Origin of the sequence: Polaromonas sp., from assembly GCF_030680935.1 — a bacterium.
In the GTDB taxonomy this organism is placed as follows: Bacteria; Pseudomonadota; Gammaproteobacteria; order Burkholderiales; family Burkholderiaceae_C; genus Polaromonas.
Window position 1 is genome coordinate 38,801 of record NZ_JAUXUP010000065.1, and the last position, 14,257, is coordinate 53,057.

The following is a 14,257-nucleotide window of genomic DNA, read 5'->3' on the forward strand; positions in this document are numbered from 1 at the left end:
CGCTGGGGCGGCGCCCTTATTTGCCCATCAGCTGATTGATCTTGTCGGCCTCAAAGGTCTCTTGCAGCGCCGCGTCATCGGGCACGCAGTCGCGATGCGCCTTGCTGCTTTCAGACAACTTTTCAATCGCCTGCCAGAGCAGCGCAATCTGGTGCTCCTGCGACGAGGCGTTGTCGATCAGGCCCTTCATGGCCTGGCCCAGCGGGTCGTCTTCGAGCGTGATGCCGTAGGCCGAGAACTTGGGCGAGGTGGTGGTGACGTCGGCGCTTTCGCCAGCTTTGGACGGGATGATGCGCGCCGGAATACCCACGGCGGTGGCACCCGCGGGCACCGGCTTGATCACCACCGCGTTGCTGCCGATCTTGGCGCCATCACCCACCAGAAAACCGCCCAGCACCTTGGCCCCGGCGCTGACCACCACATCGCGGCCCAGCGTCGGGTGCCGTTTGGTGCCCTTGTACAGCGAGGTGCCGCCCAGCGTCACGCCCTGGTAAATCGTGCAGCCGTCGCCAATCTCGGCGGTTTCACCGATCACCACGCCCATCGCGTGGTCAAAAAACACCCGCTCGCCGATTTTCGCGCCGGGGTGAATCTCGATACCGGTCAGCCAGCGCGACAGCTGCGAGATAAACCGTCCAGCCCATTTGAAGCCGTTTTGCCAGCACCAGTGCGCGCGCCGGTGCAACACCAGGGCATGCAGGCCGGGGTAGCAGGTCAGCACTTCCCAGCCGGTGCGGGCGGCGGGGTCGCGTTCAAGAATGCACTGGATGTCGGATTGGAGTCGGGAGAACATGCTGGGAGTTTATGGCTTGGCGGCAGTTTTTGCTGGCGCGACATGCTGGCCCTTTTGCAACATCGCCTTGGCCACACCGCGCAGGATATGAATCTCTTCCGGGCTCAGTTGCGCCCGGTTGAAGAGCTGGTTCATGCGCGGCATCAGTTTTTTCGGCGCGGCTGGGTCCAGAAAGCCGATGTCGGTCAGCGCCTGCTGCCAGTGAGTCAACATGCCGGCCACCGCAGCTGCATCGGCCAGCGCCTGCGCGGGTTGGGCAGCCTGTACCGCAAAACCCCCCAGCGCCTCGCGCCAGTCGTAGGCAATCAACTGCACTGCAGCGGCCAGATTCAGCGATCCAAACTTCGGATCGGTCGGTATGCTGAGCGCCACATGGCAGCGGTAGACGTCCTCGTTCTGCATGCCAAAACGTTCAGAACCAAACAGAAAGGCCACACCTTCTGGTTTTGAAGCCAAATTGGCCTGCAGCCCTTGTGCGGCGGGCGAAAGAAGCTCCTGATGTGATAGCAAATTGGTGCCGCCCAGCAAGGCCGAAAAATGTTCGCGTGGCGCCCGGGTCGGCGGGCCGAAGTCGCGCGGCGTCATTGCGGTGGCGCATAAATGCGTCACGCCGTCCAGGGCTTCATCCAGCGTCGCCACAATCCGCGCGTTTTTGAGTACGTCCAGCGCACCACTGGCGCGTTGAATGGTTTCTTCGCGGTTCAGCACATTGGCCCAGCGCGGCGCCACCAGCACCAGATCGTCAAACCCCATGACTTTCATCGCGCGCGCGGCGGCGCCGACGTTGCCGGCATGGCTGGTGTTGATCAGGACAAATCGCGTTTTCATGGGTAAAAGGGGCAGACGGAGCGTGCGAGCCGGTAAAATGGCTTTATTGTCGCCTGCCCCGGTTACCGGGCCGCAGCCCTTGTGCTCTTTCTTAGTCCTATATGTCCAGCAATCTCCACCCCATGCTCAACGTGGCCATCAAGGCTGCACGCGCCGCCGGCGCCATCATCAACCGTGCAGCCCTTGACGTGGAGTCGGTCCGGGTTTCGGTCAAGCAAACCAATGACTTCGTCACCGAAATCGACCAGGCCGCAGAAGCCGCCATCATCGAAACCCTGCTGACCGCCTACCCCGGCCACGGCATTCTGGCCGAGGAATCAGGCAGCGAACACGGCGCCAAAGACTCCGAGTTTGTCTGGATCATCGACCCGCTGGACGGCACCACCAACTTCATCCATGGCTTTCCGGTCTATTGCGTGAGCATTGCACTCAGCGTCAAGGGCAAGGTCGAGCAGGCGGTGGTGTACGACCCCACCCGCAACGATATTTTCTGCGCCACCAAAGGCCGCGGCGCCTACATGAACGACAGGCGCATCCGCGTGGCAAAACGGACGCGGCTGCAGGAATGCCTGATCTCCACCGGCTTTCCCTACCGCCCCGGGGACAAGCTCAAGACCTACCTGAACATGCTCGGCGAAGTCATGAGCCAGTGCGCCGGCGTGCGCCGCCCCGGCGCTGCAGCACTCGACCTGGCCTATGTGGCCGCTGGTTTCAGCGATGGCTTTTTTGAAAGCAACCTCAAGCCCTGGGACGTCGCAGCCGGCTCGCTGCTGGTCACTGAAGCAGGCGGTCTGATTGGCAACTTCACCGGCGAGGCCGACTTCATGGACCACGGCGAATGTGTGGCCGGCAATCCGCGCATCTATGGCCAGTTGGTCACCACCCTGGGCAAGTACAGCAAGTTTGCCGGCGCAGGCGACAAGGCCACGGTGCGACAGGCACTGACCGATGACGCGGCGGCCACCGATGCACCCGCTGCCACCCAAACCCTGTCAAGGCCGCGTGGCGCGAGGGCTGCACACCCCGTCACACCCAGCCCCGGCGATCAGACCTGAAGCCGGCCGCACAGCGCTTTACAGCGCTGTTTTTACGTTTTGTTTCGCATCAAGCTGACAGCGCCGAGGGATGTTTGCCTACACCGTGCGCAGGCCGGTCACACAATGTCAGTTACCATCAATTCACGACTGAATGGAGGGGCCGTTGCCCCGGCGCCAACCCTTGAAACCTGACCCCCAAAGCGGTACCCACACCATGCCAGAATCTTCACTTTTACCCGCTGCTGCCGCTTCTTCTTCAGCTTCTGCAACGGTCGCCGACGCCGGCCTGATGCGCGAAGTGGCCGAGCTGGTGGTCAGCGCGCTGAACCTGGACACAGCGGCCGCAGACATCCAGCCGGACGAGCCCCTGTATGGCGAAGGCCTGGGCCTCGATTCGATCGACATTCTGGAGATCGCGCTGGTGCTGTCCAAACGTTACGGCCTGCAATTACGCGCCGACCATGAAGACAACACCGCCATCTTCCAGTCGTTGCGCAGCCTGACCGAGCACATCGCCCTGCAAAGAAGCAAGTGAAACCCGGCTTGACGGCAAAATTGCTGCGCGGCGCCCGCTGGGCAGCCGTCGCCGCAGTCGGCATCGCCTACTCGGTGGCAGCCCATCTGGCGGCAGCCGATCCCAGCCCCGACTGGCTGGATGCAGCAGTCGCCATCGCTCCGCTGCTGCTGCTGGCACTGGTACTGGCCTGGCGCTCCCCACATCGGCCTTTGATGCTGCTGCTGTGCGCCGCCACCATCGCTGTGTTGTATGCAGCCAGCGCCTGGCTGGTGCAACACTTCAACTGGGTTTTTCTGCTGCAACACGCCGGTATGCAGGTACTGCTGGGCCTGGCCTTTGGCCGCACCCTGCGCGCAGGCCAGGTACCCATGGTGTCGCGTTTTGCCGCCTTGATCCACGGCCCGCTGTCACCCGCTCTGGCCCGCTACACGCGGCAGGTCACCTGGGCCTGGACCCTGTACTTTGCCTGCATGGGGGCACTGTCGCTGCTGTTGTTCTGGCTGGCGCCGGTAGCCATATGGTCGGCTTTTGCCAACCTGCTCAACCTTCCGCTGGTGATTGTGATGTTTGCAGCCGAATATGTGGCACGGCTGTGCCTGCTGGACCCGTCCGACCGGGCTGGCCCCTTGCAGGCCTTCCGCGCTTACCGACAGGCCAGCGGTACCGGCCCGCTGCCACCATCGTCCTGAGCCTGCTCATGGTCATGACCACCTACCCCCTCATCAGTCACCACAGTGGCGACGACATCGTGGCATGGCGCTACGGAGAAGCCATCACCGTGCGCCGCTACCTGGCGGATGTACGGCATCTGGCGGCGGCTTTGCCAGCCAGCCAGCACATGCTCAATGCGTGCAGCGACCGCTACCACTTTGCGGTAGGTCTGGGTGCGGCGCTGCTGACCCGCAAAATCTGCCTGCTGCCACCTACCCACGCGCCCGAGATGATGCGCCAGATGCAACTGCAGGCGCCGGATGTGTTTTGCCTGGCCGACGCTCCCCATGGAATTGCTCTGCCCGGTTTTGTCTATCACGATGCCTTTGCGCAAGGCGCTCCAGAGCTTGATCCCGACGACGCATGTGACATCCCCTACCTGCCTGGCAACCAGCCGGTGGCCGACGTGTTTACATCCGGCTCCACCGGCCTGCCGCTGCCGCACCGTAAAACCTGGGGCTCGCTGGTGCAAAGCGCGCGTGCCGAGGCCCAGCGGCTGGGCCTCCATGCGGGCCGGCCTTGCACACTGGTTGGCACCGTGCCGGCGCAACACATGTTCGGCCTTGAATCAACCGTGCTGCTGCCCATGCACAGCGGCTGCGCCTTTCATGCCGGCCAGCCCTTTTACCCAGCCGATATTGCTGCGGCGCTGCGGCCCCTGCCTTCGGCGCGCATGCTGGTCAGCACACCGGTGCACCTGAGGGTGCTGGTGCACGCGGATATCGATCTGCCCGAGCTCGATCTGGTGTTGTCGGCCACCGCCCCGATGTCCACCCAGCTCGCAGAAGAATGTGAAGCCCGCTTCGACGCCCCGCTGTTTGAAATTTACGGCTCCACTGAAACCGGGCAAATCGCTTCACGGCGCACTGTGCAAACTCCCGAGTGGCAGCTGTTCCCCCTCGTGACCCTGACTCCGCACGACGAGCGCATCTGGGCCTGCGGCGGTCATGTCGAGCAGGTGGTGCCGCTCAACGATGTGCTGGAGGTGGTGGATGCGCGCCACTTCCTGTTGCACGGGCGACTGGAAGACCTGGTCAACATCGCCGGAAAACGCAACTCGCTGTCTTACCTGAACCACCAGTTGAACCAGATCCCTGGCGTGCTCGATGGCGCATTTTTCATGCCGGATGAAGGTGAACAGGGCAGCGTTGTGCGCCTGATGGCATTTGCCGTCGCACCCGGCGTGACTTCCGTTGAACTGCAGCAGGCACTGAAAGAACGCATCGATGCCATCTTTCTGCCGCGCCCGCTGGTGCTGCTGGAGTCACTGCCGCGCAACAGAACCGGCAAACTTCCGCGCGCTGTACTGCAAACCCTGGCGCGCCAACATCAGGCGCGGCCAGCGCCCAGCGGCGACGACCATGCCAACTGAAACCAGCCTGCACTTCGCCGCAGATCACCCTGCCTTCGCCGGCCACTTTCCGGGGCAGCCGATGGTGCCAGGGGCGCTGCTGCTCGATGCCGTTGTGCATGCGATAACGCAGACACAAGCTGAGCCCTGCAGCGCAGATACCGGCTCGCCATGCGCCTGGCAATTTGCCTCGGCCAAATTTCTCAGCCCGGTGCAGCCCGGTGAAACACTGACCCTGTCCTGGGTACCCGGCGCTGCCGGCAGCAGCCGTTTCACGATTGTCTGCGGCAAACGTCAGATTGCCAGCGGTACGGTGCTGGCAGAGGCCAGGGAAGTCGCGTCATGAGTGCCCTGCCCCCGGGTCCGGCAAGCGGCTGGCGCCAGCGGCCCGAACGCAGCAATATGCTGATGCTGCGTGTCATGACCTGGATATCCTTGCGGCTGGGCCGCCCGGTGGCGCGCTGCGTGCTCTACGGCATTGCGGGGTATTTTCTGCTGGCCAATGCGGCGGCGCGCCAGGCCTCGCGCGCCTATCTGCGGCGCGCCCTGCCCGCCACGGCGCATGTCGGCTGGGGCACGATATTCAAACACTTTTTGAGTTTTGCCTCGTGTATCCATGACCGGGTGTACCTGATCAACGACCGATTCAACCTGTTTGACATCAGGATTCATCAGGAGCATCTGGTGGCCGAGCTGACCGCCGACCGCAAGGGGGTGTTCCTGATGGGCGCCCACGTTGGCAGCTTTGAGGTGTTGCGCGCCGTTGGCCGGCGCCAACCCGGGCTGCGGGTGGCCATGGTGATGTACGAAGAAAACGCGCGCAAGATCAACGCAACGCTCAAAGCCATCAACCCCGCGGCCCAGCAAGACATCGTGCCGCTGGGCCATGCCGACTCCATGCTGCGGGTGCATGAATTGATTGAGACCGGCAGCGTGGTCGGCATGCTGGCAGACCGCTGCCTGAACCAGGACAGCACCCGCTCCGCTTCCTTCCTGGGGGAAAGCGCCGAGTTTCCGGTCGGCCCTTTCCGCATGGCAGCGATCTTGCGACGGCCTGTCTTGTTCATGGTGGGCTTGTACGCGGGCGGCAATCGCTACGATATTCATTTTGAAACGCTGGCAGACTTTTCTGCCGTTCCTGCGGGTGGCCGCGAGGCCGCTGTCCAAGCGGCCCTGACCAGGTATGCAGCGCTGCTGGAGAAACACAGCCGCGCCGCGCCCTTCAACTGGTTCAACTTTTTCAACTTCTGGCAGGCAGGTCCAACGCCGCCTGCAGCCAATGCGGGACAGCCTCATGCATGACACAGCTCATTCAGCGACTTTGCGCCTCAAGCGGTGGTTGACCGTGGCTGGCTGTTTGCTGTGCCTGGCGCCGGCCCACGCTGCGTGGGATGTCAATGCACTGATGCAGGCCCTGGCCCTCAACAAATCTGGCCGCGCCAGTTTTGTCGAGAAAAAATACATTGCGCTGCTGGACACCCCGGTGGAATCATCGGGCGAGCTGCTTTACACCGCACCGGACCGGCTGGAAAAACGCACCCTCAAACCCCGGCCCGAATCGCTGCTGATTGAAAGTGGCAGCCTCACGGTGGAACGTGGCAAGCGCCGCATGGTGCTGCGCCTGACGGACTACCCGGAGCTGGTCGCGTTCACAGAAAGCATACGCGGCACGCTGGCCGGTGACCAGGTGGCGCTGCGGCGCGTTTACAACCTGGACCTCGACGGTACTGAAGAGCGCTGGACGCTGACCCTCAGACCGGTGGAAACAAAAATGCTGGCCGTCGTTCAGCGCATCCGAATTGGCGGCAGCCGCGCCGAGGTCAAGACGATTGAAATCGAGCAGGCCGACAAGGACCGGTCGGTGATGGTCATCAGCAAACTCGCAGCCCCCTGATGCAGCGGTTTTTGCAACGTTCCCTGTGGCCGGTCTGGCTGTGGCTGGCCTTTTTGCTGGCCTGCGGCGCGGTCATCAGCCGCACCCCCATCACCACCGACCTGTCGGCCTTTTTACCCAGCAAACCGACGGTTGAGCAACAATTGCTGATGGACCAGTTGCGCGATGGGCTGGCGTCGCGCCTGATCCTGGTGGGCATAGAGGGCGCTGATGCACCGGCCCGCGCCAGGTTGTCCAAAGAGGTGGCGCGGCGCCTGCGCACCGACCCGGCTTTTGTCAGCATCAACAACGGCGAGCCGGTCAACACCGAACGCGACCGGGCCTACCTGTTCAACAACCGCTACCTGCTAAGCCCCGCTGTCACGCCCGAACGTTTCAGCGCTGACGGTCTGCACGCGGCCCTCGCTGAAAGCATAGACCTGCTGGCATCGCCCGCAGGGCTGATGGTCAAGTCGCTGCTGCCGCGCGACCCGACCGGCGAGATGGTGCAACTGCTGGGGCAACTGGGCAGCGGCACCCAGCCGCCGCTGAACGACGGCGCCTGGGCCTCACGCGATGGCGCACGCGCACTGCTGCTGGTGCAGATACGCGCGGCGGGCTCCGACACCGATGCGCAGCAGCGTGCCATGGCCGCTATCCGCCAGGCCTTTGACGCCGCAGATGAGGCGGGTCCGGGCGCCAGCCTGTTGATGACCGGCCCGGGCGTGTTTTCCGTCACCTCGCGCGAGGCCATACACAGCCAGGTCAGCCGGCTGTCCCTCATCAGCGTCATCCTGATTGCCACGCTCCTGCTGCTGGTGTACCGCTCGGTGACTGCGCTGGCCCTGGGTTTTTTGCCGGTGATCAGCGGTGTACTGTCCGGGGTGGCCGCCGTCAGCCTGGGGTTTGGCTCGGTGCACGGCATCACGCTGGGTTTTGGCACGGCCCTGATCGGCGAGGCGGTGGACTATTCCATCTACCTGTTTGTGCAGTCGGAGCAGGCCGAGGCCAGGCAAGACCGCTGGGTCAAGCTGTTCTGGCCCACCGTGCGCCTGGGGGTGCTGACCTCCATCTTCGGCTTTGCATCCCTGTTGCTATCGGGTTTTCCGGGTCTGGCGCAACTCGGGCTGTACGCCATCGCCGGGCTGCTTGCCGCCGCCGCGATGACCCGTTTTGTGTTGCCGCACTTGCTGCCAGCGCGGTTTCGTATTCACGACGTATCGGCCATCGGGCGCGTGCTGGGCCGTCTGACCCGGCGCGCCAGTGCGCTGCGCTGGCCTGCGTTGCTGTTGCTGCTGGCGGCCTGCGCCGTTCTGGTGACGCAGCGCGATACCTTGTTGAACGAGAAAATTTCTTCCCTGAGTCCGGTGTCGCAGGCCGACATCGCACTCGACGAACGACTGCGCGCCGACATGGGTGCGCCCGACGTGCGTTACCTGGTGGTGGTCTCGGGCAACAGCCGGGAGTCCGTTCTGGGCGCAGCCGACCAGGTGTCTGCGCTGCTGCAGCTGCAGGTGGACCAAGGGGAACTCGCCGGGTTTGAAAGTCCCAGCCGCTACCTCCCGAGTCTGGCCACCCAGCGCGCGCGCCAGGCCAGCTTGCCCGCACCCGATGAGTTGCAGGCCCGGCTGGCGCAGGCGGTCCAGGGACTGCCGGTCCGCGCGCCATTGTTCGCGCCGTTTCTGGCCGATGTAGAGTCCGCCCGCAGCCAGCCCGCACTGCTGCCCGGCGACCTCGACAATACCTCGATGGCCATGGCGGTTGATGCGCTGTTGCTGCAGCAATCGCGCGGCGGCTGGACAGCCCTGCTGCCGCTGAAGGCGCCTGAGGGTGTGGGCATCCAGGCCGAGCGGATTCGCGCCGCCCTGGCCACCATGCATCTGCCCAACGTGCTGTTTGTCGACATGAAAGCCGAGTCCGACCGCCTCTACTCCGGCTACCTGCGAGAGGCCACGCTGCTGTCACTTGGCGGGCTGGTGGCCATTGTGGTGCTGTTGCTGGTCGTGTTCCGCTCGCCACGGCGTGTGCTGCGCATCATTGCCCCGCTGGTGGCCTCGGTCGTCACCGTCACCGCGGGGCTGGCGCTGGCCGGCCAGTCGCTCATCATCCTGCACCTGGTCGGCTTGCTGCTGGTGGTGGCCGTCGGTTCCAACTACGCGCTGTTCTTTGAACGGCCGAGCCCTCAGGCGTCTGTTTCTGATCGAACACTCGCCTCGATGGCGCTGGCCAATCTGACCACTGTGGCAGGTTTTGGCCTGCTGGCGTTTTCCAATATCGCCATCCTTCAGGCCATGGGAGTCACGGTGGCGCCAGGTGTCATTCTGGCGCTGGTCTACGCCGCCATATTTGCGAGGCAGCCCCATGCGTGAAACCCGCTGGCACGCGCCGCCGCTGATCCGTGGCTCCATCGCCCTGCATCTGTTGGCGCTGGTCCTGGTCAGCTTTGAACCGGCACTGTGGCCCTGGGCTTTGGGCGCTGTGGCGCTCAACCACCTGCTGATTGCGGCCACCGGCCTGTGGCCGCGCAGCCATTGGCTCGGTCCAAACTGGACCCGTTTACCGGCAGCGTCCGCCGCGCGGCAGGAGATTGCAGTGACCATCGACGACGGGCCCGACCCGCGCGTCACGCCGCAGGTGCTGGACCTGCTGGACTGCTACGCCGCCCGTGCAACTTTTTTCTGCATAGGCGAACAGGCGCTGCGCCACCCGGAGTTGTGCCGCGAGATCGTGCGCCGTGGCCATGCGGTTGAAAACCACAGTCAGCACCACCGCCATCATTTTTCGGTCATGGGACCCCGCGGCATGGGGCGCGAGGTGCAGGCGGCACAACACACCCTCACCCGCATTTGCGGCGAGCCACCCCGGTTTTTTCGCGCACCTGCCGGCTTGCGCAACCCTTTTCTGCAGCCCGTGCTGGCCGGCCTCGGTTTGCAACTGGCCAGCTGGTCGGCGCGTGGTTTTGACACCCGTATCAGGGATGCCGCAAAAGTCCGGGCAACATTGCTGCGCAGGCTCAAGCCCGGTGCGATTGTGCTGCTGCACGATGGCCACGCCGCCACCACGGCCCACGGGGTGCCGGTCATTCTTGAAGTCTTGCCCGGCCTGCTGGAAGCCGCCACAACGGCCGGCCTGCGTACCGTCACCCTGCGCGAGGCGCTGACATGAACATCATCCGCCAGCCCATACCCTGGTACCGGCAGGCGGCGCAGGTGCTGCCGCGTCACATAGGCCTCAAAAGCATAGGCATACCGCTTTTTATTGCGGTGTTTTTCGGCGCCTACTTTTATGTACTCAAATACCCTGCCTACCCGGTAACCGTGATGCCGGTCACCTGGCTGGACGGCCTGATCGGTTTTGCGCCTGGCGCACTGCCGCTGTATGCGTCTCTCTGGGTGTACGTGTCGTTGCCACCGGCGTTTCTGGCGGACCGGCGCGAGCTGCTGGTTTATGGCAGGGCCATGGCCAGCACCTGCCTGATCGCCTTGCTGATTTTCTATTTCTGGCCCACCACCGTTCCTCCGGCTGATATTGACTGGGCTCTGTACCCGGGTGTGGCGTTCCTGAAAAACCTCGATGCCTCAGGCAATGCCTTCCCTTCGCTGCATGTCGCCACTGCCGTTTTTTCAGGCCTGTGGCTACACCGCTTGCTGCGCCGCTTTGGCAGTCCGATGTGGGTGCGCTTGTGCAACGGCCTGTGGTGCGCCGGCATTATTTACGCCACGCTCGCCACGCGCCAGCATGTGGCTGTGGACATGTGGGCCGGCCTCTTTCTGGGCGGTCTGGCAGCCCGTTTGTCGATGCTGGACCGCAGGCATTTGCTAATATGAACTTACTTATAGATCGCCTCTTTTTGTGCTGAATCCGCTCTGGCTTTCCCACTTCACCGCGACCAGCAGCATCGGTCTTGGCCTGCCGCAGACCCTGTCTGCCCTGCGCGAGCAGCGCGGCGGGCTGGCGCCCTGCACCTTTGACAGCGTGGACCTGGCCACCTTCACCGGCGAGGTTTCAGGCGTCGATTCGGTGCAGCTTCCCGCAGCACTGGCCGACTTTGACTGCCGCAACAACCGCCTGGCCTTTCTCGGGTTGACGCAGGATGGTTTTACTGAAGCCATAACAAAGGCCAGCCTGAAGTACGGTCCGCAACGCATCGGCGTCTTCATCGGCACCAGCACCTCCGGCATTTTGCAGACCGAACTGGCCTACCGCCGGCTGGATCCGGTCACCGGGGCTTTTCCGCCCGATTTCAATTACCCGACCACCCACAACACCTTTTCGGTCGCCGATTTCACACGCGCCGCTCTGGGCCTGACAGGCCCGGCCGTGGTGGTGTCGTCCGCCTGCTCCTCCAGCGCCAAGGTCTTTGCCTCGGCACGCCGCATGATGGAGGCTGGCCTGATCGACGCTGCGGTGGTAGGCGGTGTGGATTCACTGTGTCTGACCACCCTGTACGGCTTCAACTCCCTGGGCTTGACCTCCACCCGGGCCTGCCGGCCGTTTGATGCGGACCGCGACGGTATATCCATCGGCGAGGCCGCGGCTTTTGCGCTGCTGGAGCGGGCGCCGGCGCAGCTGGAGCCCGATGCCGTGCTGCTCTTGGGCGTCGGCGAATCGAGTGACGCGCACCACATGTCCTCGCCACACCCCGACGGCCTTGGTGCACGGATGGCCATGCAGCAGGCCTTGAGCATGGCCGGACTCAGCGCCGCAGACATCGACTACATCAATCTGCACGGCACAGCCACACCCAGCAACGACGCAGCCGAAACCAAAGCCGTGGCGGGCCTGTTCGGTCACAACACGCCTTGCAGTTCCACCAAAGGCGCCACCGGCCACACGCTGGGCGCAGCGGGCGGCGTCGAGGCGGTGATCTGCGCCTTGGCCCTGCAACACGGCCTGTTGCCAGCGGGCCTGAATACACAGCAATTGGACCCGGCGCTGCCGCTGAACTACCTGCTGCACAACCGTGAGCAGCCCGTCAAGCGCGTGCTCAGCAACTCATTTGGTTTTGGCGGCACCAACTGCAGCCTGATTTTTGGCCGGGCCGGGTGAAAACATGATGACTTCCCATCCCGCCCCTGGCGCGCCCCCGTTGACTGTATTTGTCGAAGGTATTGGCCTGCTCGGCCCCGGCCTGCCCGGCTGGACACTTGGGCGCCAGTACCTGGCCGATGAGCTGCCTTACCAGAGCGCGCGTAGCGTACTGCCACTGCCCATGGCCCTGCCCGCCGCCGAGCGCCGGCGCGCTGGTGCGGTGGTCAAGGTATCGCTGGCTGTGGGCCAGGAAGCGGTAGAGGCATCGGGCTACCCGGCCAGCGAATTGCCCTCGGTATTCACATCATCCAGCGGTGATGCGATCAACTGCCATGAAATATGCAGCGCACTGGCCTCGAACGACCGCTTGATCTCACCCACGCGCTTTCACAATTCGGTGCACAACGCATCCTCGGGTTACTGGAGCATTTCGACCGGCGCCATGGCCCCGTCGTCTGTGCTGTGCGCCCGCGACGGCAGTTTTGCAGCCGGCCTGCTGGAGGCCGCAGCCCAGGTGAGGCTGGACAACACCGGCGTGCTGCTGGTCGCCTACGACACCGACTACCCCGAGCCGCTGCGCAGCGTGCGGCCCCTGCCCGACACCTTTGGGGTGGCGCTGGTGCTGACGCCACTGCGCAGTCCCAATAGCCTGGCGCAGTGGACGCTGGCGCCAGCCACGTGTCTGACCAGCACCGCCGCACATCTCATGGGCAACCGTGAATTGGAAACCCTGCGTGCAGCCATACCGGCTGCGCGTTGCCTGCCGCTGCTGCACAGCGTGGCCACCCACGGTGCGGGTACGGTGGTGCTGGACTATCTGAAGGGTCTGCAACTGGCAGTGCAGGTGGCGCCGTGCTGACACCCGGCCAACCGCCGGCAACACTTGCACGCGACGGGATCGCGCGGCGTATCCCGCACCAGGGCAACATGTGCCTGCTCGACGAAGTCACCGGCTGGGATGCGCAACACATCATGTGCCAGACCCGCAGCCACCAGGCGTCCGACAACCCGCTGCGCGCCCATGGTCGCCTGGGCGCGGCATGCGGTGTCGAATATGCGGCGCAGGCCATGGCCGTGCACGGTGCGCTGATGGGCGAGGCGCTGGCTGAAGGCGGCAACACGCGACCACGCGCCGGGTACCTGGCGAGCGTGCGCAGCGTCAGCCTGTTGGTGACCCAGCTTGACACCCAATCTGGCCCGCTCACGGTCAGCGCAGAGCGGGTCACCGGCGACGACAACACCGCGCTGTACAGCTTTGAGCTACGGGCCAGCACAAAAATCCTGTTGCGTGGCCGCGCTGTGGTGGTGCTGGATGCAGCGGCACTGAGCGCCGAGCCGGCAGTCGGGGGAAATTAGAACCATGAAGGACTCGACCATGCGCACAGACCCCAGACGGGCACTTGTCACTGGTGGCAGCGGCGGCATCGGCTCGGCCATCTGCCGACGTCTGGCCGCCGATGGTTTCAATGTCATCGTGCATGCCAACAGCAATCTGGACACCGCACAGGCAGTCGCGGCGGCCATCGTTGCGCAAGGCGGTCAGGCGCAGGCCGTTGCTTTTGATATCACCGATGCGGCGGCCACGGCAGTAGCGCTGGAGGATCTTCTGGAAGCAGGCCCTATCCAGGTACTGGTCAACAACGCCGGCATTCACGACGACGCGGTTTTTCCGGGCATGCAGCTGGCGCAGTGGCAGCGTGTGCTGGATGTGTCGCTCAACGGTTTTTTTCATGTGACCCAGCCCTTGACGATGCCCATGATTCGCACACGCTGGGGCCGCATCATCACCATCACCTCGGTCGCGGCGGTGGCTGGCAACCGGGGCCAGGTCAACTATTCAGCGGCCAAGGGTGCGCTGCACGCCGCCACCAAATCGCTGGCACTGGAAGTGGCCAGCCGGGGCATCACCGTCAACGCGGTGGCGCCCGGCATCATAGACACCGCGATGAGTCAAGGCAGCTTCAGCGCAGAGGCGATCAACACCATGGTGCCGATGAAACGCGCCGGCAAGGCCGAAGAGGTCGCCGACCTGGTGGGCTTTCTGGCCTCAGACCGCGCCGCCTACATCAGCGGGCAGGTCATCTCGATCAATGGCGGAATGATCTGAACCTGCGCC

Annotated in this window: 16 protein-coding genes; 14 read left to right on the forward strand and 2 right to left on the reverse strand. The window is 64.1% G+C overall.

From position 1 onward, the window contains the following. Window positions 1–16: 16 nt before the first annotated feature. Together cysE and Q8L50_RS15805 are read right to left on the reverse strand one after the other, a co-directional pair. Window positions 17–793, reverse strand: coding sequence for a serine O-acetyltransferase (cysE, locus tag Q8L50_RS15800; protein WP_305349592.1), 777 nt, complete (start codon window positions 791–793; stop codon window positions 17–19). 9 nt (window positions 794–802) lie between these two features. Beyond that, on the reverse strand, window positions 803–1,621 hold the full coding sequence (locus tag Q8L50_RS15805) for an RNA methyltransferase (RefSeq protein ID WP_305349593.1): 819 nt from the start codon (window positions 1,619–1,621) through the stop codon (window positions 803–805). 101 nt (window positions 1,622–1,722) lie between these two features. Between Q8L50_RS15805 and Q8L50_RS15810 the strand changes: the two genes are divergently transcribed. The 14 genes from Q8L50_RS15810 to fabG all read left to right on the forward strand — a co-directional run bounded on the left by Q8L50_RS15810 (window position 1,723) and on the right by fabG (window position 14,248). Further along, window positions 1,723–2,676: an inositol monophosphatase family protein gene (locus tag Q8L50_RS15810; RefSeq protein WP_305349594.1), complete on the forward strand. Its 954-nt coding sequence runs from the start codon at window positions 1,723–1,725 to the stop codon at window positions 2,674–2,676. A gap of 196 nt (window positions 2,677–2,872) precedes the next feature. After that, complete coding sequence (locus tag Q8L50_RS15815; RefSeq protein WP_305349595.1) at window positions 2,873–3,193, forward strand: phosphopantetheine-binding protein; 321 nt, start codon at window positions 2,873–2,875, stop codon at window positions 3,191–3,193. An 8-nt stretch (window positions 3,194–3,201) separates the two neighbouring features. Then, window positions 3,202–3,864, forward strand: coding sequence for a hypothetical protein (locus tag Q8L50_RS15820; RefSeq protein ID WP_305349596.1), 663 nt, complete (start codon window positions 3,202–3,204; stop codon window positions 3,862–3,864). A 14-nt stretch (window positions 3,865–3,878) separates the two neighbouring features. After that, window positions 3,879–5,258 (forward strand): AMP-binding protein, encoded by a 1,380-nt coding sequence (locus tag Q8L50_RS15825; RefSeq protein ID WP_370869817.1) that lies wholly within the window; start codon window positions 3,879–3,881, stop codon window positions 5,256–5,258. Continuing rightward, entirely contained in the window at window positions 5,248–5,583 is a 336-nt protein-coding gene (locus Q8L50_RS18970) for a 3-hydroxyacyl-ACP dehydratase (RefSeq protein ID WP_370869818.1), read from the forward strand. The genes Q8L50_RS15825 and Q8L50_RS18970 overlap by 11 nt, the downstream gene beginning before the upstream one ends. Next, window positions 5,580–6,539 (forward strand): acyl-CoA synthetase, encoded by a 960-nt coding sequence (locus Q8L50_RS15830; RefSeq protein ID WP_305349597.1) that lies wholly within the window; start codon window positions 5,580–5,582, stop codon window positions 6,537–6,539. Before Q8L50_RS18970 ends, Q8L50_RS15830 begins: the two co-directional genes overlap by 4 nt. Then, window positions 6,532–7,131 carry a LolA-related protein gene (locus Q8L50_RS15835; RefSeq protein WP_305349598.1) on the forward strand — a complete coding sequence of 200 codons (600 nt, stop codon included), beginning with the start codon at window positions 6,532–6,534 and terminating at the stop codon, window positions 7,129–7,131. The genes Q8L50_RS15830 and Q8L50_RS15835 overlap by 8 nt, the downstream gene beginning before the upstream one ends. Then, entirely contained in the window at window positions 7,131–9,479 is a 2,349-nt protein-coding gene (locus Q8L50_RS15840) for an MMPL family transporter (protein WP_305349599.1), read from the forward strand. The genes Q8L50_RS15835 and Q8L50_RS15840 overlap by 1 nt, the downstream gene beginning before the upstream one ends. Then, window positions 9,472–10,275 carry a polysaccharide deacetylase family protein gene (locus Q8L50_RS15845; protein ID WP_305349600.1) on the forward strand — a complete coding sequence of 268 codons (804 nt, stop codon included), beginning with the start codon at window positions 9,472–9,474 and terminating at the stop codon, window positions 10,273–10,275. The genes Q8L50_RS15840 and Q8L50_RS15845 overlap by 8 nt, the downstream gene beginning before the upstream one ends. Beyond that, window positions 10,272–10,937, forward strand: coding sequence for a phosphatase PAP2 family protein (locus tag Q8L50_RS15850; protein ID WP_305349601.1), 666 nt, complete (start codon window positions 10,272–10,274; stop codon window positions 10,935–10,937). The genes Q8L50_RS15845 and Q8L50_RS15850 overlap by 4 nt, the downstream gene beginning before the upstream one ends. A gap of 28 nt (window positions 10,938–10,965) precedes the next feature. Further along, window positions 10,966–12,159 carry a beta-ketoacyl-[acyl-carrier-protein] synthase family protein gene (locus Q8L50_RS15855; protein WP_305349687.1) on the forward strand — a complete coding sequence of 398 codons (1,194 nt, stop codon included), beginning with the start codon at window positions 10,966–10,968 and terminating at the stop codon, window positions 12,157–12,159. 7 nt (window positions 12,160–12,166) lie between these two features. Then, complete coding sequence (locus Q8L50_RS15860) at window positions 12,167–13,000, forward strand: beta-ketoacyl synthase chain length factor (RefSeq protein ID WP_305349688.1); 834 nt, start codon at window positions 12,167–12,169, stop codon at window positions 12,998–13,000. Beyond that, on the forward strand, window positions 12,994–13,497 hold the full coding sequence (locus Q8L50_RS15865; RefSeq protein WP_305349602.1) for a hotdog family protein: 504 nt from the start codon (window positions 12,994–12,996) through the stop codon (window positions 13,495–13,497). The genes Q8L50_RS15860 and Q8L50_RS15865 overlap by 7 nt, the downstream gene beginning before the upstream one ends. A 4-nt stretch (window positions 13,498–13,501) precedes the next feature. Continuing rightward, window positions 13,502–14,248, forward strand: a complete 747-nt coding sequence (gene fabG / locus Q8L50_RS15870) for a 3-oxoacyl-ACP reductase FabG (protein ID WP_305349603.1) — start codon at window positions 13,502–13,504, stop codon at window positions 14,246–14,248. Window positions 14,249–14,257 lie beyond the last annotated feature (9 nt).

Bases quoted from the DNA above. Each gene is read 5' to 3' on its own strand.
- cysE (WP_305349592.1), bottom strand. From the start codon at position 793: ATGTTCTCCCGACTCCAATCCGACATCCAGTGCATTCTTGAACGCGAC.
- Q8L50_RS15805 (WP_305349593.1), bottom strand. From the start codon at position 1,621: ATGAAAACGCGATTTGTCCTGATCAACACCAGCCATGCCGGCAACGTC.
- Q8L50_RS15810 (WP_305349594.1), top strand. From the start codon at position 1,723: ATGTCCAGCAATCTCCACCCCATGCTCAACGTGGCCATCAAGGCTGCA.
- Q8L50_RS15815 (WP_305349595.1), top strand. From the start codon at position 2,873: ATGCCAGAATCTTCACTTTTACCCGCTGCTGCCGCTTCTTCTTCAGCT.
- Q8L50_RS15825 (WP_370869817.1), top strand. From the start codon at position 3,879: ATGACCACCTACCCCCTCATCAGTCACCACAGTGGCGACGACATCGTG.
- Q8L50_RS18970 (WP_370869818.1), top strand. From the start codon at position 5,248: ATGCCAACTGAAACCAGCCTGCACTTCGCCGCAGATCACCCTGCCTTC.
- Q8L50_RS15830 (WP_305349597.1), top strand. From the start codon at position 5,580: ATGAGTGCCCTGCCCCCGGGTCCGGCAAGCGGCTGGCGCCAGCGGCCC.
- Q8L50_RS15835 (WP_305349598.1), top strand. From the start codon at position 6,532: ATGCATGACACAGCTCATTCAGCGACTTTGCGCCTCAAGCGGTGGTTG.
- Q8L50_RS15840 (WP_305349599.1), top strand. From the start codon at position 7,131: ATGCAGCGGTTTTTGCAACGTTCCCTGTGGCCGGTCTGGCTGTGGCTG.
- Q8L50_RS15845 (WP_305349600.1), top strand. From the start codon at position 9,472: ATGCGTGAAACCCGCTGGCACGCGCCGCCGCTGATCCGTGGCTCCATC.
- Q8L50_RS15850 (WP_305349601.1), top strand. From the start codon at position 10,272: ATGAACATCATCCGCCAGCCCATACCCTGGTACCGGCAGGCGGCGCAG.
- Q8L50_RS15860 (WP_305349688.1), top strand. From the start codon at position 12,167: ATGACTTCCCATCCCGCCCCTGGCGCGCCCCCGTTGACTGTATTTGTC.
- fabG (WP_305349603.1), top strand. From the start codon at position 13,502: ATGAAGGACTCGACCATGCGCACAGACCCCAGACGGGCACTTGTCACT.